The 25,491-nt window shown below is 66.8% G+C and carries 23 protein-coding genes; 1 reads left to right on the forward strand and 22 read right to left on the reverse strand.

The window, feature by feature from the left end:
• Positions 1 to 14 precede the first annotated feature (14 nt).
• Positions 15 to 926, reverse strand: coding sequence for a transcriptional regulator GcvA (gene gcvA, locus ACAM42_RS17725; RefSeq protein WP_369628898.1), 912 nt, complete (start codon positions 924 to 926; stop codon positions 15 to 17).
• Positions 927 to 1,060: 134 nt separating this feature from the next.
• On the opposite strand from gcvA, the gene ACAM42_RS17730 reads away from it, so the two are divergent.
• Complete coding sequence (locus ACAM42_RS17730; RefSeq protein ID WP_369628899.1) at positions 1,061 to 1,747, forward strand: FMN-dependent NADH-azoreductase; 687 nt, start codon at positions 1,061 to 1,063, stop codon at positions 1,745 to 1,747.
• A gap of 33 nt (positions 1,748 to 1,780) precedes the next feature.
• On the opposite strand, the gene ACAM42_RS17735 is transcribed toward ACAM42_RS17730, so the two are convergent.
• The 21 genes from ACAM42_RS17735 to ACAM42_RS17835 all read right to left on the reverse strand — a co-directional run bounded on the left by ACAM42_RS17735 (position 1,781) and on the right by ACAM42_RS17835 (position 25,415).
• The gene (locus tag ACAM42_RS17735; RefSeq protein WP_369628900.1) at positions 1,781 to 2,686 is read right to left on the reverse strand and encodes an SDR family oxidoreductase; all 906 of its coding nucleotides are present in this window, start codon (positions 2,684 to 2,686) and stop codon (positions 1,781 to 1,783) included.
• Between the two features lie 107 nt (positions 2,687 to 2,793).
• On the reverse strand, positions 2,794 to 3,732 hold the full coding sequence (locus ACAM42_RS17740; RefSeq protein WP_369628901.1) for a glutathione S-transferase family protein: 939 nt from the start codon (positions 3,730 to 3,732) through the stop codon (positions 2,794 to 2,796).
• A gap of 32 nt (positions 3,733 to 3,764) precedes the next feature.
• Complete coding sequence (locus tag ACAM42_RS17745; protein WP_369628902.1) at positions 3,765 to 5,405, reverse strand: isovaleryl-CoA dehydrogenase; 1,641 nt, start codon at positions 5,403 to 5,405, stop codon at positions 3,765 to 3,767.
• 31 nt (positions 5,406 to 5,436) lie between these two features.
• Positions 5,437 to 6,453: an NADP-dependent oxidoreductase gene (locus tag ACAM42_RS17750; RefSeq protein WP_369628903.1), complete on the reverse strand. Its 1,017-nt coding sequence runs from the start codon at positions 6,451 to 6,453 to the stop codon at positions 5,437 to 5,439.
• A gap of 32 nt (positions 6,454 to 6,485) precedes the next feature.
• Positions 6,486 to 6,956, reverse strand: coding sequence for a PaaI family thioesterase (locus ACAM42_RS17755; protein WP_082817985.1), 471 nt, complete (start codon positions 6,954 to 6,956; stop codon positions 6,486 to 6,488).
• Between the two features lies 1 nt (position 6,957).
• The gene (locus ACAM42_RS17760; RefSeq protein WP_159276960.1) at positions 6,958 to 7,758 is read right to left on the reverse strand and encodes an SDR family oxidoreductase; all 801 of its coding nucleotides are present in this window, start codon (positions 7,756 to 7,758) and stop codon (positions 6,958 to 6,960) included.
• A gap of 70 nt (positions 7,759 to 7,828) precedes the next feature.
• Positions 7,829 to 9,226 (reverse strand): DUF2252 domain-containing protein, encoded by a 1,398-nt coding sequence (locus ACAM42_RS17765; RefSeq protein ID WP_369628904.1) that lies wholly within the window; start codon positions 9,224 to 9,226, stop codon positions 7,829 to 7,831.
• The gene (locus ACAM42_RS17770) at positions 9,216 to 9,518 is read right to left on the reverse strand and encodes a Dabb family protein (protein ID WP_307638155.1); all 303 of its coding nucleotides are present in this window, start codon (positions 9,516 to 9,518) and stop codon (positions 9,216 to 9,218) included. The genes ACAM42_RS17765 and ACAM42_RS17770 overlap by 11 nt, the downstream gene beginning before the upstream one ends.
• Before the next feature lie 20 nt (positions 9,519 to 9,538).
• Positions 9,539 to 9,778, reverse strand: a complete 240-nt coding sequence (locus ACAM42_RS17775; protein ID WP_139701578.1) for a hypothetical protein — start codon at positions 9,776 to 9,778, stop codon at positions 9,539 to 9,541.
• A 2-nt stretch (positions 9,779 to 9,780) separates the two neighbouring features.
• Positions 9,781 to 11,634 carry an acyl-CoA dehydrogenase gene (locus tag ACAM42_RS17780; RefSeq protein WP_369628905.1) on the reverse strand — a complete coding sequence of 618 codons (1,854 nt, stop codon included), beginning with the start codon at positions 11,632 to 11,634 and terminating at the stop codon, positions 9,781 to 9,783.
• Between the two features lie 18 nt (positions 11,635 to 11,652).
• Positions 11,653 to 12,135: a PaaI family thioesterase gene (locus ACAM42_RS17785; protein ID WP_369628906.1), complete on the reverse strand. Its 483-nt coding sequence runs from the start codon at positions 12,133 to 12,135 to the stop codon at positions 11,653 to 11,655.
• A 2-nt stretch (positions 12,136 to 12,137) separates the two neighbouring features.
• Positions 12,138 to 13,313, reverse strand: coding sequence for an acetyl-CoA C-acyltransferase (locus ACAM42_RS17790; RefSeq protein ID WP_062471327.1), 1,176 nt, complete (start codon positions 13,311 to 13,313; stop codon positions 12,138 to 12,140).
• Positions 13,314 to 13,362: 49 nt separating this feature from the next.
• Entirely contained in the window at positions 13,363 to 14,841 is a 1,479-nt protein-coding gene (locus ACAM42_RS17795; RefSeq protein WP_369628907.1) for a M20 family peptidase, read from the reverse strand.
• Positions 14,842 to 14,866: 25 nt separating this feature from the next.
• Positions 14,867 to 16,969: a 3-hydroxyacyl-CoA dehydrogenase NAD-binding domain-containing protein gene (locus tag ACAM42_RS17800; protein WP_369628908.1), complete on the reverse strand. Its 2,103-nt coding sequence runs from the start codon at positions 16,967 to 16,969 to the stop codon at positions 14,867 to 14,869.
• A gap of 148 nt (positions 16,970 to 17,117) precedes the next feature.
• Entirely contained in the window at positions 17,118 to 17,813 is a 696-nt protein-coding gene (locus ACAM42_RS17805) for an ABC transporter ATP-binding protein (protein ID WP_369628909.1), read from the reverse strand.
• A gap of 1 nt (position 17,814) precedes the next feature.
• Positions 17,815 to 18,591 carry an ABC transporter ATP-binding protein gene (locus ACAM42_RS17810; RefSeq protein WP_062471315.1) on the reverse strand — a complete coding sequence of 259 codons (777 nt, stop codon included), beginning with the start codon at positions 18,589 to 18,591 and terminating at the stop codon, positions 17,815 to 17,817.
• On the reverse strand, positions 18,592 to 19,917 hold the full coding sequence (locus ACAM42_RS17815) for a branched-chain amino acid ABC transporter permease (RefSeq protein WP_062471312.1): 1,326 nt from the start codon (positions 19,915 to 19,917) through the stop codon (positions 18,592 to 18,594).
• A 4-nt stretch (positions 19,918 to 19,921) separates the two neighbouring features.
• A complete protein-coding gene (locus tag ACAM42_RS17820; RefSeq protein WP_062471309.1) occupies positions 19,922 to 20,875 on the reverse strand; it encodes a branched-chain amino acid ABC transporter permease in 954 nt (317 codons plus the stop codon).
• Between the two features lie 83 nt (positions 20,876 to 20,958).
• Positions 20,959 to 22,200, reverse strand: a complete 1,242-nt coding sequence (locus tag ACAM42_RS17825) for a branched-chain amino acid ABC transporter substrate-binding protein (RefSeq protein WP_369628910.1) — start codon at positions 22,198 to 22,200, stop codon at positions 20,959 to 20,961.
• Positions 22,201 to 22,401: 201 nt separating this feature from the next.
• The gene (locus tag ACAM42_RS17830) at positions 22,402 to 23,631 is read right to left on the reverse strand and encodes a branched-chain amino acid ABC transporter substrate-binding protein (protein ID WP_062471303.1); all 1,230 of its coding nucleotides are present in this window, start codon (positions 23,629 to 23,631) and stop codon (positions 22,402 to 22,404) included.
• Between the two features lie 140 nt (positions 23,632 to 23,771).
• Positions 23,772 to 25,415: a 3-(methylthio)propionyl-CoA ligase gene (locus tag ACAM42_RS17835; protein WP_070060678.1), complete on the reverse strand. Its 1,644-nt coding sequence runs from the start codon at positions 25,413 to 25,415 to the stop codon at positions 23,772 to 23,774.
• Between the last annotated feature and the right edge of the window lie 76 nt (positions 25,416 to 25,491).

Raw genomic sequence — 25,491 nt, forward strand, 5'->3', positions numbered from 1 at the left:
CAGGCTGTGCCGGATCAGCGCCCGGCAGTGGCTGCGTCCAGCGGCGACAGCCCTTTCACCCACTCGAACACCGCCGCCACGTTCGGATCGTCGCGCCGCGCCTGCGGGCACACGAGGTAGAACGGCGAGCCCTGCAGCACCGGCCCGAAGGGCTGCACGAGGTTGCCCGCGCGCAGCTCGTCCGCGATGAGCGCCAGGCCCATCAGCGCCACGCCCTGCCCCTGCAGCGCGGCCGAGACGGTGTGGGTTTCGTCGGAGAACACGGGGCCGGCCGTCACGTCCAGGCCGGGCACCTGCGCCGCGTGCTGCCATGCGGCCCAGGTGCCCGGCTGGGTCTTGCTGTTCGGCACGGCGAAATGCAGCAGCGTGTGCTTCACGAGGTCGGCCGGGCGGCGCAGCTTGAGCGCGGGGCTGCAGGCCGGCGCGAAGACGGTGTCGAACAGCTTCTCGGCCACGAGGCCCGGCCACTGGCCCTTGCCGTAGCGGATGGCGACATCGGCGGTGAGGCCATCGAGCGGCACCGCGTCGTGCGAGGCGTGGATGCGCAGGTCGAGTCGGGGGTGCGCCGCGCGCAGCGCTCCCACGCGCGGCAACAGCCAGCGCGCGGCCACGGCGGGCGTGGTCGACAGCGTGATCGCGCTGCGCTCCGGTGGCGCTCGCAGGCGTGCCACGGCCTGGGCCATGGCAGCGAACGAATCGCTCAGCACCGCCTGCAGCTCGCGGCCCTGCGGCGTCAGCACGAGCTGGCGCGGCTGGCGCACGAACAGCGCCACGCCCAGCGACTCTTCGAGCTGACGCACCTGGTGGCTGATGGCCGTGGGCGTGACCGACAGCTCGTTCGCCGCGAGCTTGGCGCTGCAATGGCGCGCGGCGGCCTCGAAGGCGCGCAGCGAGGCCAGCGGAGGCAGGGAATGCAGGAGGGCCATGGCGTGCTGATAGATGAATTGAATTTTCTGCAGCGAGAAAAATTCGTCGTTTGTCCGGCCATGGATGCTTCGATAGATTGGGAACCGTGTCAAGCAGACAGCTGAATTCTCTTCATCCAACCGAGGACCACGCCATGACCACCACCACCCTGCTCCACATCGATGCCAGCCCCCGTTCCGGCCGTTCGGGCTCGGTCGTCCACGGCTCGCATTCGCGGCGCCTGAGCCACCACTTCGTCAGCACCTGGCAGGCAGCCCGCCCGCACGACGAGGTGATCTACCGCGACTTCGGCATCGCGCCGCCGCAGGCGGTTACCGGCGACTGGATCCACAGCGCCTACACGCCCGCCGAAGCGCGCGAGCCCTGGATGCACGAGGTGCTGGCCGAGAGCGACACCTTCATTGCCGAGCTGCGCCGCGCCGACGTGATCGTGATGGGCACGCCCATGTACAACTACAGCGCCCCGGCCACCGTGAAGGCGTGGATCGACAACATCGTGCGCGTCGGCGAGACCTTCGACATGGACCCGAGCCTGGACGACCCCTATGTGCCGCTGCTGGCCGAGCGCCCGCGCCGCACGGTACTGCTCACCGCGCACGGCAGCAGCGGCTTCGGGCCCGGCGGCTTGCAGGCGCATCTGAATTTCCTGGTGCCGGGGGTGAAGGCCGCGCTGGGCCTGGTCGGGCTGCGCGAGGTGCACGACATCGCGGTCGAGCATGCGGAAGACCGGGGCGACCTGCTGGAGCGGTCGATGGCCGAGGCGCTGTCGGGCATCGAGCAATTGGTGCGCGACCTGCAGGCGAAGGTGCAGGCCGGCTGAAAGCGGCCCGCGAGGGGCCGCCTCAGGAAGGGATCAGGCGGAACGCAGCTGCTCGCGCAGCTTTTGCCCGATCTCGGGGCGCTCGAGGAACGGATCGGCCGGGTTGGTGATCGACACGATGTTCTCCATGCGGCTCTTTACGTTGCCCAGCGCCTTGGGGTGGCTGAACACGTAGAACTGGTTGTCGCTGATGGCCTCGAACACCTTGTGCGCCACCTCGGCGGCCGTGATCTTGCCGCTGCTCACCGCCTTGTTGCTCATGGCCTGGCCGATGAGCTGGCTCTTGGTGAGTTCGGTGTCCTTCGGTGCGTTCGGACGGTTGCGCTCGCTGCTCGTGATGCCGGTGGGCACGAAGTACGGGCACAGCAGGCTGGCACCGATCTGGTCGGTGACCAGGTTCAGGTCCTGGTACATGGTTTCGGTCAGGCTCACGACGGCGGCCTTGGCCGCGTTGTAGATGCCCATGTTGGGCGGCGTGAGCAGGCCCGCCATGCTGGCGGTGTTGGTGATGTGGCCGCGGTAGCTCGGGTCCTTGGCAGCAGCCTCGAGCATCATGGGCGTGAACAGGCGCACGCCGTGGATCACGCCCCACAGGTCGACGCCCAGCACCCATTCCCAGTCGGCCACGGTGTTTTCCCACACCAGGCCGCCGGCGCCCACGCCGGCGTTGTTGAACACGAAGTGCGGCGCGCCGAAGCGCTCCTTGACTGCCGCCGCCAGTGCTTCCATCCGGGCCGCGTCGGACACGTCGACCTTGCGCGCCAGCACCTGGACGCCCAGGGCCTCCATCTCGGCCTTGGCCTTGTCGAGTGCGTCCTGCTGCACGTCGACCAGCACGAGGTTCATGCCGCGGGCGGCGCCGATGCGCGCGCATTCGAGGCCGAAGCCCGAGCCTGCGCCGGTGAGTACGGCGGTCTTGCCCTTGAAGTCCTGGATCATTTGCCGGTGTCCTTGTCTCTGACGTTGAAGCGGAAGCCGCTATTGAAATACGGAACGCGCGCCGGCGCAGTCACGAAGGTGCCCGTCGCACGCGGATCTTTCGCTCATCAGGCCTCTGCTTTCTTCAACACATACCCGATGCGCGGAAAGTGCACGTGCACCGTGCCCGTGCGCTCGCTGCTTCGCTCCAGCGTGTAGTGGGTGCGCGTCGCGGCCACCAGCGTGCCCGCCGTCTCTTCGAGGCCGAAGCTCTCGGCGCGGATGGTGACGGCGCTGCCCAGCGCAATGCCGTGGTCGTCCTGGAAGGTGCTGTCGGTCAGCAGCGTGTGCGGCGTGGCGGCCTTGGCGACGGCGATGGCCTCGTCGCTGGAGAACTTCGACGAGGTGCCGTGGCCGATGGCCGCCATGCGGTCCATCCAGTCGAGCACCGCAGGCGTCAGATCGAGGATGCCCTTCACCGCCTCGATGCGGCGCGTGTACCACAGCGGGTGGTAGGCCGAGAAGTCGGCAATGCTGGGCACTTCGCCCAGCAGGAAGGGCTTGTCGTCGAGCATGTCCGACAGGCGGCGCAGGTACGACTTGTAGGCGCCGGTGGCGTCGGCCGGGCGCAGGCGCGTCATGTTGCCGGCGCTCATCTTGCCGCGGTCTTCGCCGAAGGCCTTGATGGCTTCGGGCGGCGCCTTGGCGAACACCTCGGCAGCGCCTTTGGGCTGCAGGCTCCAGGCCATCGCGGCCCAGAACAGCGAGGTGTCGGCCCACTGCGCGAGGATGCGCGACATGCCCTTCTCGGGCTCGGGGTAGAGCGTGGGCTCGGGCTGCAGGTGCTCCAGCACGTCGGCGATGAGCGCGCTGTCGCAGTACATGTCGGCGCCGATCTGCAGGAACGGCGTCTTGCGGTAGCCGCCCGTGAGCACCTCCACGTCGGGCTTGGGCATGATCGGCGGAATGAAGACCGACTTCCACGGCAGCTTCTTGGCGCCGAGGATCGTGCGCACCTTTTCCGAGAACGGCGAGGTGGTGTAGTGGTGAAGGATGAGGTCGGCCATGGTGTCTTTCGTGGAGGTGTTCGTGTCGGGGCTCAGCGCGGCTGCGCCCGCTGGATGATCGAATCGAAATCGGTGCCCGCGCCCAGCGTGCCGAAGGCCTGGCCCCAGTCGCCGCCCAGGCGCGAGGCGCAGAAGGCGTCGGCCACGGCGGCGGGCGCGGTCTGCACCAGCAAGGCGGCCTGCACGGCCAGTGCCACGTCCTGCGCGAGGCGGCGTGCCTCGGTCTCGGAGGCCATGGCCTCGATGCGTGCGGGCAAGGCGTCGGCCAGGCGGTCGAGGGCGGCTTGCTGGCCGCGTGCGGGCGCCAGTTCGTGCGCCAGCGCGGCCACGGCGTCGCCCTTGCGCAGGCCGCGCAGCAGGTCGAGCGCCATGATGTTGCCGGCGCCCTCCCAGATGGAGTTGAGCGGCATCTCGCGGTAGATGCGCGCGAGGACGCCCTCGCCGCCCTCTTCCACGTAGCCGTTGCCGCCCAGGCACTCCATGGCCTCCTGCGCGAAGTGGCTGCCGCGCTTGCAGATCCAGAACTTGGCGACCGGCGTGAGTAGGCGCGCCATCAGGTTCTCGTGCGCGTCGGCCTGGCGGTCGAAGGCCCGTGCGAGGCGGATCGCCAGGGCGGTGGCGGCTTCGCTTTCGAGCGCGAGGTCGGCCAGCACGTTCTTCATGAGCGGCTGTTCGACCAGCGGCTTGCCGAAGGCCTGGCGCTGCGCCGTGTGGTTCAGCGCGATGCCCAGCGCCTGGCGCATGAGGCCGCTGGTGCCGAGCGAGCAGTCGAGCCGCGTCATCGTGCCCATCTCGAGGATTTGCGGAATGCCGCGGCCCTCCTCGCCCACCAGCCAGGCGCTGGCGCCGTGGAACTCGACCTCGGAGCTGGCGTTGGCCTTGTTGCCGAGCTTGTCCTTCAGCCGCTGGATGTGGATGGCGTTGCGCGTGCCATCGGGCAGCACGCGCGGCAGGAAGAAGCACGACAGCCCGGCCGGCGCCTGCGCGAGGATGAGGAAGGCATCGCACATCGGCGCCGAGAAAAACCACTTGTGGCCGGTGATCGCGTAGCGCTCGCCCCAGGCGTCGCTGCCGTCGCGCACGGCCTGCGTGGTGTTGGCCCGCACGTCGGAGCCGCCCTGCTTCTCGGTCATGCCCATGCCCATGGTCACGCCGGGCTTGTCGTGCAGCGGCTTGAGCGCAGGGTCGTACCAGAGGCTGGCGAGCTTCGGGCCCCACTCGGCATGCACGCCCGCGTTGCCGCGCAAGGCGGGCGTGACCGCGTAGGTCATCGAGATCGGGCACAGGATGGACGGCTCCAGCTCGGTGAAGAGCATGAAGCCCGCCGCGCGCAGCACGTGCGGCGAGGCGGATGTGCCCGTCCACGGCGTGCCGTGCAGGCCGGCACCGACCGCGGCAGTCATCAGCGCGTGGTAGCTCGGATGGAACTCCACCTCGTCGATGCGACGGCCGAAGCGGTCGTGCGTGTGGAGTTCGGGCGTGTGGATGTTGGCCAGCCGCGCATGCGTCTGCATGGCGGCCGAGCCGAGGGTGGCGCCCAGCTCGTGCAGCTGCGTGGTCTGCAGCGCGGGCGCGTTGAACTTCAGCGCATCGCGCAGGGGGCGGTGGGTGTCGAAGAGGTTGTAGTCGACCAGCGGCGTGGGCTGGTTGAAGACCTCGTGCGTCGTGTCCATGACCGGCCTCCTTGCCGTGCGTTTCAGTGCATCAGATCAGCTTGACGAGTTGCTTGCCGAAATTCTTGCCCTTGAGCAAACCCAGGAAGGCTTCAGGGGCGGATTCGATGCCTTGCGCCACCGACTCGCGCGGCTTGAGCTTGCCCGTGCCCACCAGCGTGCCGAGTTCGGTCAGCGCCTCGGGCCACACTTCCATGTGCTCGCTGACGATGAAGCCCTCGATCTTCAGGCGGTTGATGAGGATCAGCGCCGGGTTCGCCAGCGGCAGCGGCTGGCCGTCGTAGCCCGCGATCATTCCGCACAGCGCCACGCGCGCGAAGGCGTTGGTGCGCAGCAGCACGGCGTCGAAGATGTAGCCGCCGACGTTCTCGAAGTAGCCGTCGATGCCGTTCGGGCAGGCTTCCTTGAGCGCGGCGCTCATGGTCTTCACGTCGGGGTGCTGGCGGTAGTCGATGCAGGCGTCGAAGCCGAGCTCGTCGGTCACGTACTTGCACTTGTCGGGGCCGCCCGCGATGCCGACCACGCGGCAGCCGCGCGCCTTGGCCAGCGCACCGAAGGCGCTGCCCACGGCGCCGCTGGCGGCGGTGATGACCACGGTTTCACCGGCCTTGGGCGCGATGATCTTCACGAGGCCGTACCAGGCCGTCACGCCGGGCATGCCCACGGCGCCGAGGTAGTGCGACAGCGGCACGTGCGTGGTGTCGACCTTCTTCAGCGCGCCGGGCTGCGAGCCATCGACGACGCTGTATTCCTGCCAGCCGCCGAAGCCGACGACCTTGTCGCCCACGGCGTACTTGGGGTGCTTGCTCTCGACCACTTCGCCGACCGTGCCGCCCTGGAACACCTGGCCCACGGGTTGCGGCTGCGCGTAGCTCTTCGCGTCGTTCATGCGCCCGCGCATGTACGGGTCGAGGCTCATGTAGTGGTGGCGCACCAGCACCTGGTTGTCGGCGAGCGCGGGCGTCTCGACAATCACCAGCTTGAAGTTGCTGGCAACGGCTTCGCCCTCGGGGCGGTTGTCGAGGTGGATCTGCTTGTTGGTGGGCATGGAAGTCTCCGGGGAAATGGGGTGTCAGTCGGTCAGTCGGTGGATGGCGGGCGCATCGCGTTCGCGCTCGCGGGGCCGGTCGGCAGCCGGCGCTTCACGTACTTGAAGGTGCCCGTGGCATGGGCGCACACGCGCTCCTGCTCGTCATAGATCTTGGCTTCGGTGAAGGCCAGCGTCGCGGTGCGGTGCAGCAGCGTGCCGCGTGCGTGCAGCGGGCCGACCGACGGCTGCATGAAGCTGGTCTTCATCTCGATGGTGACCACGCCGGTCTCGGGCGCCACGCTGCGCGCAGCGGCCGCCATGGCGATGTCGAGCAGCGTCATGCAGGCACCGCCGTGCGTCACGTCGAAGGTGTTCAGGTGCTCGGGCTTGGCGGTGTAGATGATCTCGGACTGGCCGTCCTCGAACTTCGTGAGTTCGAAGCCGAGGTGGCGCGCGAACGGAATCTGGCTCGTGTACGAGCGGATGTTGATGTCGCTGGACTTTTCAGGCGAATCGGACATGTCAGGCCGCACCCAGCACCACGCTCACGCCGCCATCGACCGCGACCCACTGGCCGGTGATGTGCTTGCCTGCGTCGCTCGCGTACAGCAGCGTCAGGCCCTTCAGGTCTTCGTCGTCGCCCAGGCGGCCCAGCGGTGCCGAGGCGGCCATGTGCTCTTCGCCCAGCGTCTTGATCAGGCCGGCGGCCATCTTCGTCATGAAGAAGCCCGGGCAGATCGCGTTGACGTTGATGTTGTACTTGCCCCATTCGGCGGCCAGCGTCTTCGTGAAGCCGATCACTGCGGTCTTCGAGGTGTTGTAGGCCAGCGTCTGCATGCCGGGCGGGTTGCCGTTCAGGCCCGCAATCGAGGCGATGTTGATGATGCGCCCGCGCTTCTTCGGGATCATGTAGCCGTTGGCAACCTGCTGCGCGAGGATGAAGTAGCCGCGCACGTTGAGGTTCATCACCTTGTCCCAGGCCTCGACGGGGTGGCTCTCGGCCGGCGAACCCCAGCTCGCACCGGCGTTGTTGATGAGGATGTCGATGCCGCCCATGCGCTGCAGGGTCTCGTCGGCCAGGCGGCGGGTGTCTTCTTCCTTGGAGCAGTCGGCGGCGATCCAGCGCGCGTCGATGCCGGCGGCCTGCAGCTCGGCGGCGGCCTGTTCCAGGTCGTCGGCCTTGCGCGAACTCAGCATGATCTTCGCGCCGGCTTCGCCCAGCGCATGGGCCATCTGCAGGCCCAGGCCGCGCGAGCCGCCGGTGATGAGCGCCGTCTGACCCGTGAGGTCGAACAGCTGTTGGGTGGTGCGGGGCTTCGTCATGTCGGTGTCTCCGGTGTGGATGATGAAAGAAGAGGGTTGCGTTGGCGCTGGAGGCGGTGGCTTCGGGCTGTCAGGACGCGGTGTCGTCCGCCTCGACCGAGGCGGCCTTGCCGGCGGCCACGGCTTTTTTCAGCCGGCGCCAGTCGGCCTGGTTCACGTCGGCATAGCCTTCGGCGAAATCGGCGAGCGCCGTATTGAAGCTCTTGGCGCGCCCCAGGTAACCGTCGATGGCCCAGGCGTCGCCGCCCTTGGCATGCGCGCGGGCCAGGCTGTAGCCGCAGGCTTCGGCGAACTCGAGCAGGTCGACCGGCTTGAAGTCCTCGAGCTTGTAGGAGGCCTTCATGTCGCGCAGCTGCCGCACGTAGAAGCCGCGCCCGCCCGGTCCCTGGGCCCAGCCCAGGAAGACGTCGCTGGCGGCCTGTGCCAGCCGCTGGCCCTGCACCACGCGCTGGCCAGGCGACGCCGTGTCCGGTGCCGCGCCCAGCGGGGCTTCGAGCACCGACTCGCCGGCCTCCTTGCACTGCAGGAACAGCGGGTGCGCGCGGTCGGCCACGAACAGCAGCAGGAAGCAGCGCCGACCGACCGAGCCGACGCCGGGCGTGAGCACCGCGACATCGTGCAGCTCGTAGCGGTCGAACAGCCGCTGGCGCTCGGGCGGCAGGCTGGCGCGGTACTGCGCCAGGAAGGCCGGCAGTCCGGCGCGGAAGCGCTTGATTTCACGCGCCGTCGCGCGGGCGTCGTGGTACACGAACGGCGGCTGGTCGCGGATCATGAGGCGGCCGTCGACCGTCTCGGTCGCGCTGTCGGCGAACACGCGCGAGGTGCTGCGGCGCGCCTTCTTGATGACCGCGAGCTCGGTCGCGTCTTCGGCGCCGAGCTTCAGCAGGGTTTGCGAGGTGAGCCGCGCGTACCAGGCCTCCAGCGTGTCCATGCGTGCGAAGGCCCGCATGCGGTCGCGGTAGGCCTCGGCCAGCTGCTGCACGGCCTCGCGCCCGATGCGCGGCTTGAAACCCCGGTCGCGCGCGGCCACCACGAACGAGGTGGCCAGCCGGCGCACGTCCCAGTCGAAGGGCCCTTGCAGGGTTTCGTCGAAATCGTTGATGTCGAAGACCAGCGCGCGCTCGGGGCTGGCAAAGAAGCCGAAGTTCGCGAGGTGCGCATCGCCGCACAGCTGCGTCGCGATGCCGCTGTGCGGCAGCCTGGCGAGGTCGTTCGCCATCAGGCTGGCGGCGCCGCGGTAGAACGTGAAGGCGCTGGCCAGCATGCGGCCGTGGCGCACCGGCACCAGCTCGGGCACGCGGCCGCGGTTGGAGGCCTTCAGCCACCCGAGCGGGTCACGGTCCTTGGCGTCGGGCCGGGGTGACTCCGCCCACTGGCCGAGCGCACAGCGCTGGCGCTGCGCACGGCCGAACGCCCGCCGCTCGGCCGGTGAGGCCGTGGCGTCGGGCGCGTGGGGTTCAGAGCTCATAGTCCATGCACTGGCGGGCTTCGCGCACGGCGCCGATGAAGGGCTTGAGCGCCACGTGCTGCGGATGGTCCGCATAGGCCGCCAGCGCGGCGGCGTCGGTGAATTCCGAGTTGAGGATCAGGTCGTAGGTGGCCTCGAGCCCGGGCTGGGCAATGACCACCTCGAAACGGTGCGTGCCGGGCGAGAGCTTGGCGCAGGCGTCGAGCAGCGCCTTGGCCTTGAGCAGGTTGGTCGCCTTGTCGGCGCCCTCGGCGTGCTCCTTGAACTTCCACATCACGATGTGCTTGAGCATGGTCGGTCCTTGCCTTGTTCTTACTTGAGCCGCGAACGCACGTAGATGAGCACGACGCCCACCGCGGCGACCACGACGCCGGGCACGGCCATCGACCAGCCCAGCGCGGGCTCGGTGCGGCCCGTGGCGATGCCCAGGATCACGAGGAACAGGCCGCCGTAGATCAGGATCCAGATCCACTTTTCGAGCCGCGCATGCGGCTTGGGTGGTTTCGGCGGTTGGGCGGCGGGCGGGGGTGAGTTCGGGGCGGCGTTGGCCATTGTCAGAAAGCGTCCTCGGGCAAAGCGGTACAGGTCGGGTCACGGGTTTCGACCACCTGGAGCCAGGCACCGATTTTCGGCAGCTCGTAGTGGAAGAAATAGTCCGTGGCGCCGATCTTGCCAGCTGTTACCGCCCTCGCCTTCTGTGCGTCGATTTCCAGGGCCCGCAGCGCCACGTCGAGCCAGAGCCAGGCCAGCACCGTGTGGCCGAAGGCCTGCATGTAGGGCACGGCGTTGGCCAGCGCGTCGGCCGGGTCGCCGGTGGACCAGGCGGCCTCGGTGGCGCTGCCGATGCGCTGCAGCGCGGCGCCCAGCGCCTTGGCGTGCGGCGCCAGCGCAGGCACCTTGGCCGCGCGGCCGATGGTCTCGGTGACGCGCCCGGCCAGCAGCTGCAGGCCGCGGCCCTTTTCCATCAGCACCTTGCGGCCCAGCAGGTCGGCCGCCTGGATGCCGTGCGTGCCCTCGTGGATCATGTTCAGGCGGTTGTCGCGCCAGTACTGCTCCACCGGGAAATCGCGCGTGTAGCCGTAGCCGCCGTGCACCTGGATCGCCAGCGAATTGGCTTCCAGGCACCACTCGCTGGGCCAGCTCTTGGCGATGGGCGTGAGCACCTCCAGCAGCAGGCGGGCATCGTCGGCCTGCGCGGCATCGCCGGTCTTCTGCGTGTCGACCAGGCGGGCGCAGTACAGCTCCAGCGCCAGCGCGCCCTCGCAATACGCCTTCTGGGCCAGCAGCATGCGGCGCACGTCGGCGTGCTCGATGATGCGCACCTGCGGCGCGGCCGAGTCCTTGGCCACGGCGGCGCCGGCGGCTTCGGGCTTCTTCACCAGCCGGCCCTGCGGGCGGCTCTTGGCGTAGTCGAGCGAGGCGTAGTAGCCGGCCATGCCGAGCATGGTGGCGGCGGTGCCGACGCCGATGCGGGCCTCGTTCATCATGTGGAACATGCAGTGCAGCCCCTTGCCGGGCGCGCCGACCAGGTAGCCCACCGCGCCGGCCTTGCCGCCGACCGGGTACTTGCCCTCGCCGAAGTTCAGCAGCGTGTTGGTGGTGCCGCGCCAGCCGAGCTTGTGGTTGAGGCCTGCCAGCGCCACGTCATTGCGCTCACCGGTGAGTTCGCCCTGCGTGTCCACCATGCGCTTGGGCACGATGAACAGCGAAATGCCGCGCGTGCCCGGAATGAGCTTGCCGTTCTCGTCGGGGATCTTGGCCAGCACGATGTGCACGATGTTCTCGGTCAGCTCGTGGTCGCCGGCCGAAATCCACATCTTGTTGCCCGTGAGCCGGTAGCGCGGGCCCAGCGGGTCGTCCTGGAAGTCGGCGCCGTCGGGCACGGCGCGCGTGGCCACGTCGCTCAGCGACGAGCCGGCCTGGGGCTCCGACAGGCACATGGTGCCCGCCCAGCGGCCCGAGAATTCATTCTTGGCAAACACGTCTTTCTGCTTCTCGGTGCCGTGCACCATGAGCAGGTTGGCGTTGCCGCTGGTGAGCATGTTCGAGCCGATGCTCACCGAGGCCATCGCGAAGAAGCTGTTGGCCGCGGCCTGCACCGTGTAAGGCAGCTGCATGCCGCCAATGTCGTAGTCTTGCGCGGCGCTCAGCATGCCGGACTCGACGAAGGCCTTGTGCGCATCGTGCGTGGCCTGCGGCAGGATGACCTTCTCGCCATCGAAATGCGGCTCCTGCGTGTCGACGGTGCGGTTGAACGGCGCGTACTTTTCGCGCGCGATGCGCTCGCAGGTGTCGAGCACGGCGTCGAAGGTCTCGCGCGAGTGGTCGGCAAAACGCTCGCTCTGGTTGAGCTTTTCGGCGTCGAGCCAGTCGTAGAGCAGAAAGTCGAGGGTGGGACGCAGGCTCATGGTGATGTCTTCTTCAGGCTACGACTTCGCGGGTGACGAAGTCTTCTTCTTCGGGGAATCGGGCAGCGTGGCGATGGTGCCCTGTGCCAGTGCGCAGAGCTTCTCGGTGCCGTCGTCGGCCACCGCCACCACCTCGCAGGTGCACACGGCCTGCGAGCTGCCGGTGTGCACGGCCCGGGCGCGCGCAATCAGCCGCTGGCCGATGGCGGGCCGCACGTAATTGATCTTGAATTCGGAGGTCACGACCGGCACGCGCAAGGCGCTGCCACCGGCGAAGGTGAGCGCGTTGTCGGCCATGTAGCTCACGATGCCGCCATGGGCGAAACCGTGCTGCTGCTTCAGCTGCGCAGTGAGCGGCAGCTGAAGCTCAGCATGGCCCGGCGCGAGTGCGTGCAGCTCGGCGCCGATCAGCACGCTGAAGGGCTGCGCGGCCAGCACGCTGCTGCCGTAGGCCAGGACGGCTTCGGGCGAGACCTCCTGGTCATTGCCCAAGCCGGACATGGTTACAGGACCTCGAACACGCCCGCAGCGCCCATGCCGCCGCCGATGCACATCGTGACCACGACCTTCTTGGCGCCGCGGCGCTTGCCTTCGATGAGCGCGTGGCCCGTGAGGCGCTGGCCGCTCACGCCGTAGGGGTGGCCCACGGCGATGGCGCCGCCGTTCACGTTCAGGCGGTCGCCCGGAATGCCCAGCTTGTCGCGGCAGTAGATGACCTGCACGGCGAAGGCTTCGTTCAGTTCCCACAGGTCGATGTCGTTGACCGTGAGGCCCAGGCGCTTGAGCACCTTGGGAATGGCGAAGACCGGGCCGATGCCCATTTCGTCGGGCTCGCAGCCGGCCACGGCGAAGCCGAGGAAGCGGCCCAGGGGCTTCAGGCCCTTCTGCTGGGCGTACTTCTCGTCGACCACCACGCAGGCGCCGCCGCCGTCGGAGAACTGGCTGGCGTTGCCGGCCGAGATCAGGCCACCGGGCATGGCCGAGCGGATGCCGCTGATGCCTTCCTTGGTGGTGCCGGGGCGGATGCCTTCGTCGTTCTCGATCGTGACTTCCTTGGTGCGCAGGCCCATCACGGGGTCGGCCACGCCGGCCAGCACGGTGATGGGGGCGATCTCGTCCTTGAACTTGCCGGCTTCGAGCGCGGCGGTGGCGCGCTGCTGGCTCTGTGCGCCGTACTCGTCCATGGCGTCGCGGCCGATGTTGTAGCGCTTGGCGACCTGCTCGGCGGTCTGCAGCATGTTCCAGTAGATCTCGGGCTTGTGCTTCACGAGCCAGGGGTCGGCCAGCATGTGCGTGTTGGCTTCGTTCTGCACGCACGAGATGCTCTCGACGCCGCCGGCCACGTACACGTCGCCCTCGCCCGCGATGATGCGCTGGGCGGCGGTGGCGATGGTCTGCAGGCCCGACGAGCAGAAGCGGTTGATGGTCATGCCCGAGGTGGTGACCGGCAGGCCGGCACGCAGGGCGATCTGGCGCGCGATGTTGGAACCGGTGGCGCCTTCAGGCGTGGCGCACCCCATGATGACGTCGTCGACCGAGGCCGGATCGATGCCGGCGCGCTGCACCGCGTGCTGCACGGCATGGCCGCCCAGCGTGGCGCCGTGGGTCATGTTGAAGGCACCCTTCCAGCTCTTCGCGAGCGGCGTGCGGGCGGTGGAAACGATGACGGCGCTGGTCATGGTGAGGTCCTTTGAAGATGGAAGGGAAAAGAGGGAAAAGACGGGGTCGTCATTGCGCCGGCGCAGCAGCGTTCGTGTTGCGCAGGAGCTGGTGGTAGAAGCCGATCATCTCGCCGTAGTTCGAGATGGCCAGGCGTTCGTTGTTGCCATGGAAGCGCGCCAGGTCCTCGCTCTTCACCCGGAACGGCGAGAAGCGGAAGACGGCATCGCTCACGAGGCTGAAGTGGCGGGAATCGGTGGCGGCGGTCATGAGGCCGGGCGCCACCACGGCGTCGGGAAAGCTCTGGCGCACGGCCTGCTGGATCGCGCGGTAGCCGGTGCTGTCGGTGGGCGACACCGGCGAGGGCTCCGAGTTGCCGGGGTACGGCTTGATCTTGATGTCGTCGTCGCCCAGCGCCTTGCGCAGGTGCGCCTCGACGCTGGCCAGCGTGTCGCCGGGCAGCACGCGGAAGTTGACGGCGGCCTCGGCGCGGCCGGGCAGCACGTTGTCCTTGTTGCCGGCGCGCACGATGGTCAGTGCGGTGGTCGTGCGCAGCATGGCGTTGCTGCTCGGGCTCTTCTCGAGCTGGCCGCGCACCAGCGGCTCGGTGAGCCACAGGTTCGACAGCATGACGCGATTGACGCCGCCCATCTCGGGCGCAAGCGCGCCGAACATCTGCCCCGCCACGCCCTGGATGCCGCCGGGCATCGGCGACGCTTCGAGCCGCGCGAGCGCGGCACTCATGCGGCCGATGGCGCTCTTTTGTGGCGGCATCGACGAGTGGCCGGGCGCGGTATCGAGCGAGAGGAAGAAGGTGCCGTAGCCCTTCTCCGCCAGGCCGATGAGTGCCGCGGGCTTGCTCAGGCCGGGCAGCACGCCGTCGAGCACGAGCAGGCCTTCGTCGAGCACCCAGTCGAGCTTCACGCCGCGCGACTTGAGCAGTTCGGCGATGGGCTGCGCGCCGCGCAGGCCGCTCACCTCTTCGTCGTCGCCCATCACGAGGTAGACCGTCTGCTTGGGCTGGAAGCCGCTGCCGATGAGCAGCTCGATGGCTTCCATCTGTGCAAACAGGTTGCCCTTGTTGTCGAGCGTGCCGCGGCCCCAGACGAAGCCTTCCTTGATCTCGCCCGCGAAGGGGTCGACCGACCAGGCCTTTTCGGTGCCGGGGGCGATGGGCACCATGTCCTGGTGCGCCATGAGCGCGATTGGCTTGGCTTGCGCGTCGGTGCCGGTCCAGGTGTAGAGCAAGGCCTTCTGGCCCACCACTTCCTTCTTGAGGGTGGCGTGAACCTTCGGGTACTGCTGCGCCAGGTAGGCGTGCAGCTTGTCGAACTCGGCCAGGTTGGCGGCCGCGTCCTCCAGGCTCGACACCGTGCGGATCGGGATCGCGCCGGCCAGCCGCTTCGCAGCGGCCTGCAGATCGATGTCCAGCTTGGGCGCGGGCGCCACCGCGAGCTGCTGCGATGGCGTGGTCCAGGTCTTGACCGCCACGGCCGCCACGAGTGCCAGGAGCACCAGCAGCAGCCCGAGGAAGATGCGTTTCAACATGGGCGGTCTTGATCCCGGTTCAGACTCAGCTGAAGGACTTGCCTTCGGCCACCAGCTTCTGGATCAGCGGTGCGGGCTGCCAGAACTCGGCGTCGTCGCGCGGGTTCTGCGCAAAGCGCTTCATCGTCTCGGCCACGTTGTACAGGCCGACCTGCGAGGCGTAGTGCATCGGGCCACCGCGGTAGATCGGGAAGCCGTAGCCGGTGAGGTACACCATGTCGATGTCGCCCGACTTGGAGGCAATGCCGTCTTCCAGGATGTGCGCGCCTTCGTTGACGAGGGCGAACACCAGGCGCTGCACGATTTCCGTGTCGGAGATCTTGCGCGGCGTGATGCCCAGTTCCTTGCGGTGGTCCTCGATCATCTTGTTGACGAGTTCCGACGGGATGGCGTCGCGCTTGCCGGCCTGGTAGTCGTACCACCCTGCCCCGGTCTTCTGGCCGAAGCGGCCCAGTTCGCACAGCTTGTCGGCCGTGCGGCTGTACTTCATGTCGGCGCGCTCGACGGCGCGGCGCTTGCGGATCGCCCAGCCGATGTCGTTGCCGGCCAGGTCGCCCATGCGGAACGGGCCCATGGCGAAGCCGAACTTCTCGATGGCCTTGTCGACCTGCTGCGGCGTGGCGCCTTCGTCCAGCAGGAAGCCGGCCTGGCGGCTGTACTGCTCGATCATGCGGTTGCCGATGAAGCCGTCGCACACGCCCGACACGACGGACGTCTTCTTGATCTTCTTGCCGATGGCCATCACGGTGGCCAGCACGTCCTTGGACGTGGCCTTGCCGCGCACCACTTCGAGCAGCTTCATCACGTTGGCCGGGCTGAAGAAGTGCATGCCGACCACGTCCTGCGGACGGTCGGTGAACGAAGCGATCTTGTCGACGTCGAGCGTCGAGGTGTTCGAGGCCAGGATGGCGCCCTTCTTGGCGACGCGGTCGAGTTCCTTGAAGACCTTTTCCTTGACGCCGATTTCTTCGAACACGGCTTCGATGATGAGGTCGGCGTCCTTCAGGTCGTCGTAGCTCAGCGTGGTGCTCAGAAGCGCCATGCGCTGCTCGTACTTGTCCTGCTTGAGCTTGCCCTTCTTGACCTGGGCTTCGTAGTTCTTCTTGATGGTGGCAATGCCGCGATCGAGCGCCTCTTGCTTCATCTCGAGGATCTTGACGGGGATGCCCGCGTTCAGGAAGTTCATCGAGATGCCGCCACCCATGGTGCCGGCGCCGATGACGCCCACGGCCTTGATGTCGCGCTTGGGCGTGTCTTCGGGCACGTCGGGAATCTTGCTCGCGGCGCGCTCGGCCATGAACAGGTGGCGCAGGGCCAGCGATTCGGGCGTGAACATCAGCGCGGTGAAGAGGCGCCGCTCTTCAGCCATGCCGTCGTCGAACTTCATCTTGGTCGCGGCCTGCACGGCATCGACGCACTTCAGCGGCGCGGGGTAGTTCTTCGACATGCCGCCGACCATGTTCTTGGCGAACTGGAAGTAGGCATCGCCTTGCGGGTGCTTGCACGGCAGGTTGCGCACCAGCGGCAGCTCGCCGCCTTTGGCAGCGACCGACTTGGCAAACTCGACGGCCTCGTCGAACACCGACTCGGCCGAGGCGGCCAGCTTGTCGAACAGCTTCTGGCCCGGCAGGCTGGCGAGCAGTTCGCTCTTCACCGGCTCGCCGCTGACGATCATGTTCAGGGCGGTTTCCACGCCGAGCACGCGCGGCAGGCGCTGCGTGCCACCAGCGCCCGGCAGCAGGCCGAGCTTGACTTCAGGCAGTGCCACGCTGGTGCCCGGTGCGGCCACGCGGTAGTGGCAGCCGAGCGCCAGCTCGAGGCCGCCGCCCATGCACACGGAGTGGATGGCTGCGACGACGGGCTTGGGCGAGGCTTCGAGCGAGAGGATCACGCTCAGCAGGTTGGGCTCTTGCAGCGCCTTGGGCGTGCCGAATTCCTTGATGTCCGCACCGCCCGAGAACGCCTTGCCGGCGCCGGTGATGACGATGGCCTTGACGGCGCTATCGGCATTGGCCTTGGACAGGCCGTCGGTGATGCCGATGCGTGTCGAGAAGCCGAGACCGTTGACCGGCGGGTTGGTCAGGGTGATCACGGCGACATCGCCGAGCACTTTGTATTCAGCCGTCATGCTGCGTTCCTTGGTGTGTGAAGAAAAAGAAGAAAAAGCACGAGTGTTCTTTTTCGAAGATTCTAGGCGTTTTGCGTGGCCGAACAATGGCACGCAGTCGCTGTCGGGACAAGGGGAATCCGGGGCGCGGCCCGGACTCCCGGCTGGATCAGACTTCCAACCATTCCCTGCGGGTAGTGCCGTCGGCGCGCAGGCTGTCGGGCGTCCCGTCGAACACGATGCTGCCGTGGCCCATGACGAGCGCGCGGTCCGAAATCTGCATCGCGATGGTGAGCTTCTGCTCGATGAGGAGCACCGAGATGCCCTTGTCCTTCAGCGTGCGCAGGTACTGCCCCACCAGCTCGACGATCTTGGGCGCGAGGCCTTCGGTGGGCTCGTCGATGATGATCAGGTCGGGGTCGCCCATGAGCGTGCGGCACAGCGTGAGCATCTGCTGCTCGCCGCCCGAGAGCACGCCGGCCTCGGTGTGCTGGCGCTCCTTCAGGCGCGGGAACATGCCGTACATGTCGTCGAAGGACCAGCGGCTGCCCTTACCCGAGCCCTTCTGCCCCAGCAGCAGGTTCTGGTGCACCGTGAGCTTGGGGAAGATGTCGCGGTTCTCGGGCACGTAGCCGATGCCCATGTGCGCGATCTCGTAGGCCTTGCGACGCAGGATGTCGCCGCCCTTCCACTGCAGCGTGCCCTCGGCATGCACCAGGCCCATGATGGCCTTGGCGGTGGTCGAGCGGCCCGAACCGTTGCGACCCAGCAGGGCCACGATTTCGCCCGGGTGGACGTCGAAGGAAACGCCATGCAGCACATGGCTCTTGCCGTAGTAGGCGTGGATGTCGTGAAGCTTCAGCATGTCAGTGTCCCGCCCCTTGCGCGTCGGCAACCGACGAACCCAGATACGCCTCCTGCACGCGCGCATTGGCGCGCACGGCAGCCGGCGTGTCGAAGGCGATGACCTCGCCGTAGACCACCACGGCGATCTTGTCGGCCAGCCCGAAGACCACGCCCATGTCGTGCTCCACCGTCAACAGCGTCTTGCCGACGGTGACGTGCTTGATGAGCGAGATGAAGTGCGAGGTCTCGGTCTTGCTCATGCCGGCCGTGGGCTCGTCCAGCAGGATGACGCCAGCGCCGCCAGCAATCGTCACGCCGATCTCGAGCGCGCGCTGCTCGGCATAGGTGAGGTTCACCGCATGCACGTCGCGCTTGCGCTCCAGGCCGATCTGCTTGATGAGCTCTTCGGTGCGCGCGTTGGCGTCGTCCAGGTTCGAGAGAAAGCGCAGGAAGGTGTACTTGTAGCCCAGGCTCCACAGCACGCCGCAGCGCAGGTTCTCGAAGACGCTGAGCTTCGGGAAGATGTTGGTGATCTGGAAGCTGCGCGACAGCCCCAGGCGGTTGATTTCATAGGGCTTCTTGCCGTCGATGCGCTGCCCGTTGAGCAGCACCTCGCCGCTGGTGGGCGTGAGCCGCCCGCTGATCAGGTTGAACAGCGTCGACTTGCCCGCGCCGTTCGGCCCGATCACGGCGATGCGTTCGCCGGCCTTCACCGCCAGGTCCACGCCGCGGATGATTTCGGTCTTGCCGAAATTCTTGCGCAGCGCCTTCAGTTCCAATGCGTATTGCGCGCTCATTTACGCCGCCTCCCGACGTTTGATTTCTGCTTCGATCTCTTCCTGCGCCTGGCCCCAGACCCGCACGAAGCGGCGCCGTGCCACCTCGAGCAGGCCCAGGCCGACGGCCAGGATCGCGATGGCGCCCAGCCAGCTGGTCACGCCCGCCGTGTTCAGCATGGTGCCGAAGAACTTCAGGTCCGGGCCCATCGCCGCGTTGAGCTGGATGTGATAGATCATTTCGATCAGCGCGGCAGCGCCGACCACCACTGGCACCAGGGCCACGGCGAGCGCGGCGTACAGGCCCCAGAAGCGGTTGAACTTGCCGAACTTGGCCACGCGCAGGTTCATCATGACCAGGCTGGCGATGCCGCCGGGAGCGAACATCACCATGAACACGAACACCAGGCCGAAGTACAGCTGCCAGGCCTTCGACAGTTCGGACAGCAGGATCGAGGCAAACACCAGCAGCACCGCGCCGATGATCGGGCCGAAGAAGAACACCGCGCCACCCAGGAAGGTGAACAGCAGGTAGCCGCCCGAGCGGATGGCGTTCAGGCTGTCGGCCGCGTTCACGATCTCGAAGTTGATCGAGGCCAGGCCGCCGCCGATGCCGGCGAAGAAGCCCGCGATGATGAACGCGAAGTAGCGCACGCGCTGCGTGTTGTAGCCGATGAACTCGACGCGCTCCGGGTTGTCGCGCACCGCGTTCAGCATGCGGCCCAGCGGCGTGCCGGTGAAGGCATACATCAGGGCGGTGCACACGAAGCAGTACGCGGCAATCAGGTAGTACACCTGGATCTGCGGGCCGAAGGTGAAGCCGAAGAAGCTCGGGCCGTACACGCGGTCGGTGGTGATGCCGCCCTCGCCGCCGAAGAAGCTGGGGAACATCAGCGCCATCGAGGCCACGAGCTCGCCGATGCCCATGGTGATCATGGCGAAGGTGGTGCCCGACTTCTTGGTGGTCACGAAGCCCAGCAGGATGGCGAAGAACATCCCCGCCAGACCGCCGACGAGCGGAATGAGCACCAGCGGAATGGTCGGGCCGCCCTTGGTCGCCATGTTCATCGCGTGGATGGCGATGAACGAGCCCAGGCCGGTATACACGGCATGGCCGAAGCTCAGCATGCCGCCCTGCCCCAGCAGGATGTTGTAGCTCAGGCAGATGATGATCAGGTAGCCCATCTGCGAGAGCATCGTCAGCGCCAGGCTGCTCTTGAACAGCATCGGCGAGATGATCAGCACCAGGGCGAACAGCGCCCAGACCAGGTAGCGCCCGATGTTCCAGGGCTTGAAGCGGTAGTACCGCGTCGGGGTCGTCGGTGAAGTGGTGGTTGCGGTGGTCATGGTGTCAGTCCTCCCGGGTGCCCAGAAGACCCTTCGGGCGGAAGATGAGGATCAGCACGAGGAACAGGTACGGCAGGATCGGTGCGACCTGCGAGATGGTGAGCTTGAGCAGCTCGTAGCCGAAGGTCTGGTCGGTCACGGCCACGCCCAGGGCCTGCAGCGCGGTGGCCAGCGAGTGGTCCAGCGCCACGGCGAAGGTCTGGATGATGCCGATCAGCAGCGACGCCAGGAAGGCGCCGGCCAGCGAGCCCATGCCGCCGACCACCACCACCACGAAGATGATGGTGCCGACCGAGCCGGCCATGGCCGGTTCGGTGACGTAGGTGTTGCCGCCGATCACGCCCGCCAGGCCGGCCAGCGCGGCACCGCCGCCGAACACCAGCATGAACACGCGCGGCACGTTGTGGCCCAGCGCCTCGACCATGTCGGGGTGCTTCAGCGCCGCCTGGATCACCAGGCCGATGCGGGTGCGCGTGAGCAGCAGCCACACGGACACCAGCATCAGCATCGCCACCAGCATGATGAACGAGCGCGACTTGGGGAACTGCGTGCCGTACAACGAGAACAGCGGCCCCTGCAGCGCCTCGGGCAGGCCGTAGGGCACCGTGGAGCGGCCCCAGACCAGCTGGACCAGCTCGAGGATCAGGTACGAAAGACCGAAGGTCACCAGCAGCTCGGGCACGTGGCCGAACTTGTGGACCCGGCGCAGGCTGTAGCGCTCGAAGGCCGCACCCAACGCACCCACCAGCAGCGGCGAGAGAAAGAGCGCGGGCCAGAAGCCGACGATGCCTGACAGGGTGTAGGCGAAATAGGCGCCCAGCATGTAGAAGCTGGCGTGTGCAAAGTTGAGCACACCCATCATGCTGAAGATCAGCGTAAGGCCAGAGCTCAGCATGAACAACAGCAGGCCGTAGCTGACGCCGTTGAGCAGTGAGATGACGAAGAATTCGACGTTCATCGGTCTTCCGTGTCGGTTGAAAAAGAAAGAGGCCCGAGTGTTGAAGTCGGGCCTCGACCGGTCAGGGGGCGATCAGCAGGCGATCAGGAGGCGCCGCCGGGTCGCTTCATCTGGCACGAGGTGGGCGTGCTCGAGACGTAGGGCTCGTAGTACTTGACCGGTGCCAGCGTGTAGCCGGTGTTCTCCGGGCTGTACGGGCTCTTCGCGTCGGCCTTCTGCCAGCGCGTGATCCACAGGCCCTGCTGCAGCTGGTGGTCGGACTTGCGCATCTCGACGTCGCCATTGAAGCTCTTGAACTTCATGCCTTCCATGGCGGCCGCCACCTTCACGGGGTCGGTCGACTTGGTGCGCACGAAGGCTTCGGCGAGCATCGCGTACACGGTGTACGGCGACGTCGTGTACAGGTCTTCGTTGAAGCGCTTCTTGAACTCGTTCATCATCGGCGCGATCGGGCCCGGCGCGTTGTAGTGGCTGTAGCCCACCATGTAGACCTTGCCGTCCGAGGCCGCGCCCATGGCGGTCGGCGTGCCGTTGGTCACGGCGTAGTAGGTGTAGAACTTGACGTTCAGGCCTGCGTCGTTGGCCGACTTGATGAGCAGTGCGAGGTCGGAGCCCCAGTTGCCGGTGATGACGGTGTCGGCGCCCGATGCCTTGATCTTGGCGATGTAGGGCGCGAAGTCGCGCACCTGGGCCAGCGGGTGCAGGTCGTCGCCGACGATCTGCACGTCGGGGCGCTTGGTCTTGAGGTTGTCCTTGGCGTACTTGGCGACCTGCTGGCCGTGCGAGTAGTTCTGGTTGATCAGGTACACCTTCTTGATGTCGGCCTGGTCCTTCATGAAGGTGGTCAGGGCTTCCATCTTCATGGAGGTGTCGGCATCGAGGCGGAAGTGCCAGTAGCTGCACTTGCTGTTGGTCAGGTCGGGATCGACGGCCGCGTAGTTGAAGTACACGACTTCCTTGCCCGGGTTGCGGGCGTTGTGCTTTTCGAGCGCGTCCATGATGGCCAGCGCCGGGCCGGAGCCGTTGCCCTGCACCACGTAGCGCGCGCCCTGGTCCATGGCCGAGCGCAGCGCGGCGGTGGTTTCCTGCGGGCTGAGCTTGTTGTCGATGCCGATGACCTCGAACTTCACGCCGGCCACGTTCTTCTTGTTGAATTCTTCGGCCAGGAACTGGAAGGTCTTGAGCTGGTTGGTACCGACGGCCGCCATCAGGCCCGACAGCGGGTCCAGCCACGCGATCTTGACGGTCTCACCCTTCTGGGCAAATGCACCGGTGGCAGTTGCCGCGAGCACGGCGGCGGTAGCGATCTTCAGAGCGAACTTCAATCTATATCTCCTGGTCAAACCGATATCAAAAACGCTGCACAAGCGTACAAGTCTTTGCCACCCCACCCCTCAGGGAATGCCCGTAAGGAAGGGGCTGCAAAGGCACGTATCTATCGCGCAGGCGACAGTGCATTTCCTTCTTTTGCTACCCGGCGGTAGGTATCTTCTACCGATGGGTAGGAAATGCGTTCACAAAGACGCCTAGGGGCGCTTCATCTGGCAGGTCGTGGGCGTGCTCGCCACATACGACTCGTAATACTTCACGGGGACGTTGGTGTAGCCGGTGTTCTCGGCGTCGTAGGGGTACTTGGCGCTGGCCTTCTCCCAGCGCGAGATGTACAGGCCCTGCTGCAACTGGTGGTCGGCCTTGCGCATCTCGACCTCGCCGTTGAAGCTCTTGATCTTCATACCCTCGAGCGCCGCGGCCACCTTGACGGGGTCGGTCGACTTGGTCTGCACGAAAGCGGCATCGAGCAAGGCGAAGGTGTGATAGATCGAGGACTGCGTCAGGTCGTCGTTCATCTTCTTCTTGTAGCCGGTCAGCAGCCGCTGGATTTCGCCGCCCATGTTGTAGTGGGCATAGGCCACGGTGTAGACCTTGCCGGCCGAGGTGGCGCCCATGGCCGTGGGCGTGCCGGCGCCCGGTGCGTAGTACGTGAGGAACTTGACGTCCAGCCCCGAGTCGTTCGCCGCCTTGATGAGCAGCGAGAGGTCGGAGCCCCAGTTGCCGGTGATGACCGTGTCGGCGCCCGAGGCCTTGATCTTGGCGATGTACGGCGAGAAATCGCGCACCTGCGCGAGCGGGTGCAGGTCGTCGCCCACGATCTGGATGTCGGGGCGCTTGGTCTTGAGGTTGTCCTTGGCGAACTTGGACACCTGCTGGCCGTGGGAATAGTTCTGGCCCAGGATGTAGACCTTCTTGATGTCGGCCTGGTCTTTCATCCAGGTGGTCAGCGCTTCCATCTTCATGGAGGTGTCGGCATCGAGGCGGAAGTGCCAGTAGCTGCACTTGCTGTTGGTCAGGTCGGGATCGACCGCCGCGTAGTTCAGGTAGAGCAGTTCCTTGCCGGGATTGCGCGCATTGTTCTTCTCGACGGCGTCGATGATCGCGAGCGCCGGGCCCGAGCCGTTGCCCTGGGTGATGTAGCGCGCGCCCTGGTCCTGCGCCGAGCGCAGCGCCGCGGTGGTCTCCTGCGGGCTCAGCTTGTTGTCGATCGCGATGATCTCGAACTTCACGCCCGACGCATTCTTCTTGTTGAACTCGTCAGCCAGGTACTGGGTCGTCTTGAGCTGGTTGGTGCCCACGGCCGCCATCAGACCCGACAGCGGGTCCAGCCAGGCGATCTTGACGGTTTCGCCCTTCTGGGCGAACGACGCTGAAACACTCACCAACATGGCGCAGGCGGCCACTGACTTGATACCGAAGTGCATGAAGAGTCTCCTGGTTGAAAGGCGGGACGCCAGCGTACAAGCGCCCTTTTCTTCGCCGCACAGGGAATGCCCGGAAGGAAAGCCGCCGGGGCGGCCTTCCTATCGCGTGCGCGACAGTGCGGGTGGGCTTTGGCCGTGCTTCAGAGGCCCGGCAGCTTGTAGTCCTTGAGCAGTTCGCGAAGCTTGGTCTTGAGGATCTTGCCGGTGGCGCCGATCGGAATGGCCTCCACGAACACCACGTCGTCGGGGATCTGCCACTTGGCGGTCTTGCCCTCGTAGAACTTCAGCAGCTCCTCGCGGGTGACTTCTGCGCCGGGCTTCTTCACGACGGCGATGATCGGGCGCTCGTCCCACTTGGGGTGGAACACGCCGATGCACGCCGCCATGGCGATGGCCGGGTGCGCGACGGCGATGTTCTCGATGTCGATGGAGCTGATCCACTCGCCGCCGGACTTGATCACGTCCTTGCTGCGGTCGGTGATCTGCAGGTAGCCCTCGGCGTCGATGGTGGCCACGTCGCCGGTGGGGAACCAGCCGCGGCCTGCGGCGTCGGCGACCAGCGGATTGCCGCCCTCGCCCTTGTAGTACTCCTTGACGACCCAGGGGCCCTTGACCAACAGGTCGCCGTAGGCCTTGCCGTCCCAGGGCAGCTCGTCGCCGTTGCCGTCGACGATCTTCATGTCGACGCCGAAGATGGCGCGGCCCTGCTTCATGCGGATCTGCAGCTGTGCGTCGGCGGGCAGCGACAGGTGCTTGTTCTTCAGCGTGCACAGCGTGCCCAGCGGGCTCATCTCGGTCATGCCCCAGGCATGCAGCACCTCGACGTTGTAGTTCTCCTGGAACGCCGTGATCATGGCCGGCGGGCAGGCCGAGCCGCCGATGACGGTGCGGTTCAGCTTGCTGAACTTCAGGCCGTTGGTCTGCATGTGGCCCAGCATCATCTGCCACACGGTGGGCACGCCGGCCGCGAAGGTCACGCCTTCGGACTCGATGAGTTCGTACACCGACTTGCCGTCCAGCGACGGGCCCGGGAACACGAGCTTGCAGCCCACCAGCGCGGCCGAGTACGGAATGCCCCAGGCGTTGACGTGGAACATCGGCACCACCGGCAGCACCGAGTCTTGCGCCGAGATGCGCATGACGTCGGGCAGCGCGGCGGCGTAGGCATGCAGCATGGTCGAGCGGTGGCTGTACAGCGCGGCCTTCGGGTTGCCCGTGGTGCCGCTCGTGTAGCACATGCTCGAGGCCGAGTTCTCGTCGAAGGTGGGCCAATCGTAGGTGGTGGACTGCGTGCCGATCCAGGCCTCGTAGCTCACGAGGTTGGGCACGCCGCTGTCGGCCGGCAGCTTGTCGGCATCACACAGTGCAACCCATTTCCGGATCGTGGGACAACGCGCATGCACCGCCTGCACCAGCGGCAGGAAGCTCAGGTCGAAGCACAGGATCTGGTCTTCGGCATGGTTGGCGATCCACGCGATCTGGTCGGGGTGCAGGCGCGGGTTGATGGTGTGCAGCACGCGGCCGCTGCCGCTCACGCCGTAGTACAGCTCCAGGTGGCGGTAGCCGTTCCAGGCCAGGGTGGCGATGCGGTCGCTGAACAGCAGTTGCTCGCCATCCAGCGCATTGGCCACCTGCCTGGCGCGCGATGCGATGTCGCTCCAGGTGCAACGGTGGATATCGCCCTCGACACGGCGCGAGACGATCTCGCCGTCGCCGTTGTGGCGCTCGACGAACTCGATCAGCGACGAGATCAAAAGCGGTTGGTCTTGCATCAAACCCAGCATCTACGGACTCCTATGTGAAATGACTTCAAAAAGCGTTGCGAACGAGAGATTCACGCAAGCTTCGGCCACTTGCACA

The sequence above is a fragment of the Variovorax sp. V35 genome (assembly GCF_041154465.1).
In the GTDB taxonomy this organism is placed as follows: Bacteria; Pseudomonadota; Gammaproteobacteria; order Burkholderiales; family Burkholderiaceae_C; genus Variovorax; species Variovorax boronicumulans.

What these genes read in the sequence shown, in the direction of transcription:
- ACAM42_RS17780 (WP_369628905.1), bottom strand. Translation starts at nt 11,634, where the DNA reads ATGAGCCTGCGTCCCACCCTCGACTTTCTGCTCTACGACTGGCTCGAC.
- ACAM42_RS17770 (WP_307638155.1), bottom strand. Translation starts at nt 9,518, where the DNA reads ATGCTCAAGCACATCGTGATGTGGAAGTTCAAGGAGCACGCCGAGGGC.
- ACAM42_RS17790 (WP_062471327.1), bottom strand. Translation starts at nt 13,313, where the DNA reads ATGACCAGCGCCGTCATCGTTTCCACCGCCCGCACGCCGCTCGCGAAG.
- ACAM42_RS17835 (WP_070060678.1), bottom strand. Translation starts at nt 25,415, where the DNA reads ATGCTGGGTTTGATGCAAGACCAACCGCTTTTGATCTCGTCGCTGATC.
- ACAM42_RS17795 (WP_369628907.1), bottom strand. Translation starts at nt 14,841, where the DNA reads ATGTTGAAACGCATCTTCCTCGGGCTGCTGCTGGTGCTCCTGGCACTC.
- ACAM42_RS17805 (WP_369628909.1), bottom strand. Translation starts at nt 17,813, where the DNA reads ATGCTGAAGCTTCACGACATCCACGCCTACTACGGCAAGAGCCATGTG.
- ACAM42_RS17810 (WP_062471315.1), bottom strand. Translation starts at nt 18,591, where the DNA reads ATGAGCGCGCAATACGCATTGGAACTGAAGGCGCTGCGCAAGAATTTC.
- ACAM42_RS17750 (WP_369628903.1), bottom strand. Translation starts at nt 6,453, where the DNA reads ATGCCCACCAACAAGCAGATCCACCTCGACAACCGCCCCGAGGGCGAA.
- ACAM42_RS17820 (WP_062471309.1), bottom strand. Translation starts at nt 20,875, where the DNA reads ATGAACGTCGAATTCTTCGTCATCTCACTGCTCAACGGCGTCAGCTAC.
- ACAM42_RS17815 (WP_062471312.1), bottom strand. Translation starts at nt 19,917, where the DNA reads ATGACCACCGCAACCACCACTTCACCGACGACCCCGACGCGGTACTAC.
- ACAM42_RS17785 (WP_369628906.1), bottom strand. Translation starts at nt 12,135, where the DNA reads ATGTCCGGCTTGGGCAATGACCAGGAGGTCTCGCCCGAAGCCGTCCTG.
- ACAM42_RS17800 (WP_369628908.1), bottom strand. Translation starts at nt 16,969, where the DNA reads ATGACGGCTGAATACAAAGTGCTCGGCGATGTCGCCGTGATCACCCTG.
- ACAM42_RS17775 (WP_139701578.1), bottom strand. Translation starts at nt 9,778, where the DNA reads ATGGCCAACGCCGCCCCGAACTCACCCCCGCCCGCCGCCCAACCGCCG.
- ACAM42_RS17830 (WP_062471303.1), bottom strand. Translation starts at nt 23,631, where the DNA reads ATGCACTTCGGTATCAAGTCAGTGGCCGCCTGCGCCATGTTGGTGAGT.
- ACAM42_RS17760 (WP_159276960.1), bottom strand. Translation starts at nt 7,758, where the DNA reads ATGACGAAGCCCCGCACCACCCAACAGCTGTTCGACCTCACGGGTCAG.
- ACAM42_RS17745 (WP_369628902.1), bottom strand. Translation starts at nt 5,405, where the DNA reads ATGGACACGACGCACGAGGTCTTCAACCAGCCCACGCCGCTGGTCGAC.
- ACAM42_RS17730 (WP_369628899.1), top strand. Translation starts at nt 1,061, where the DNA reads ATGACCACCACCACCCTGCTCCACATCGATGCCAGCCCCCGTTCCGGC.
- gcvA (WP_369628898.1), bottom strand. Translation starts at nt 926, where the DNA reads ATGGCCCTCCTGCATTCCCTGCCTCCGCTGGCCTCGCTGCGCGCCTTC.
- ACAM42_RS17735 (WP_369628900.1), bottom strand. Translation starts at nt 2,686, where the DNA reads ATGATCCAGGACTTCAAGGGCAAGACCGCCGTACTCACCGGCGCAGGC.
- ACAM42_RS17755 (WP_082817985.1), bottom strand. Translation starts at nt 6,956, where the DNA reads ATGTCCGATTCGCCTGAAAAGTCCAGCGACATCAACATCCGCTCGTAC.
- ACAM42_RS17740 (WP_369628901.1), bottom strand. Translation starts at nt 3,732, where the DNA reads ATGGCCGACCTCATCCTTCACCACTACACCACCTCGCCGTTCTCGGAA.
- ACAM42_RS17765 (WP_369628904.1), bottom strand. Translation starts at nt 9,226, where the DNA reads ATGAGCTCTGAACCCCACGCGCCCGACGCCACGGCCTCACCGGCCGAG.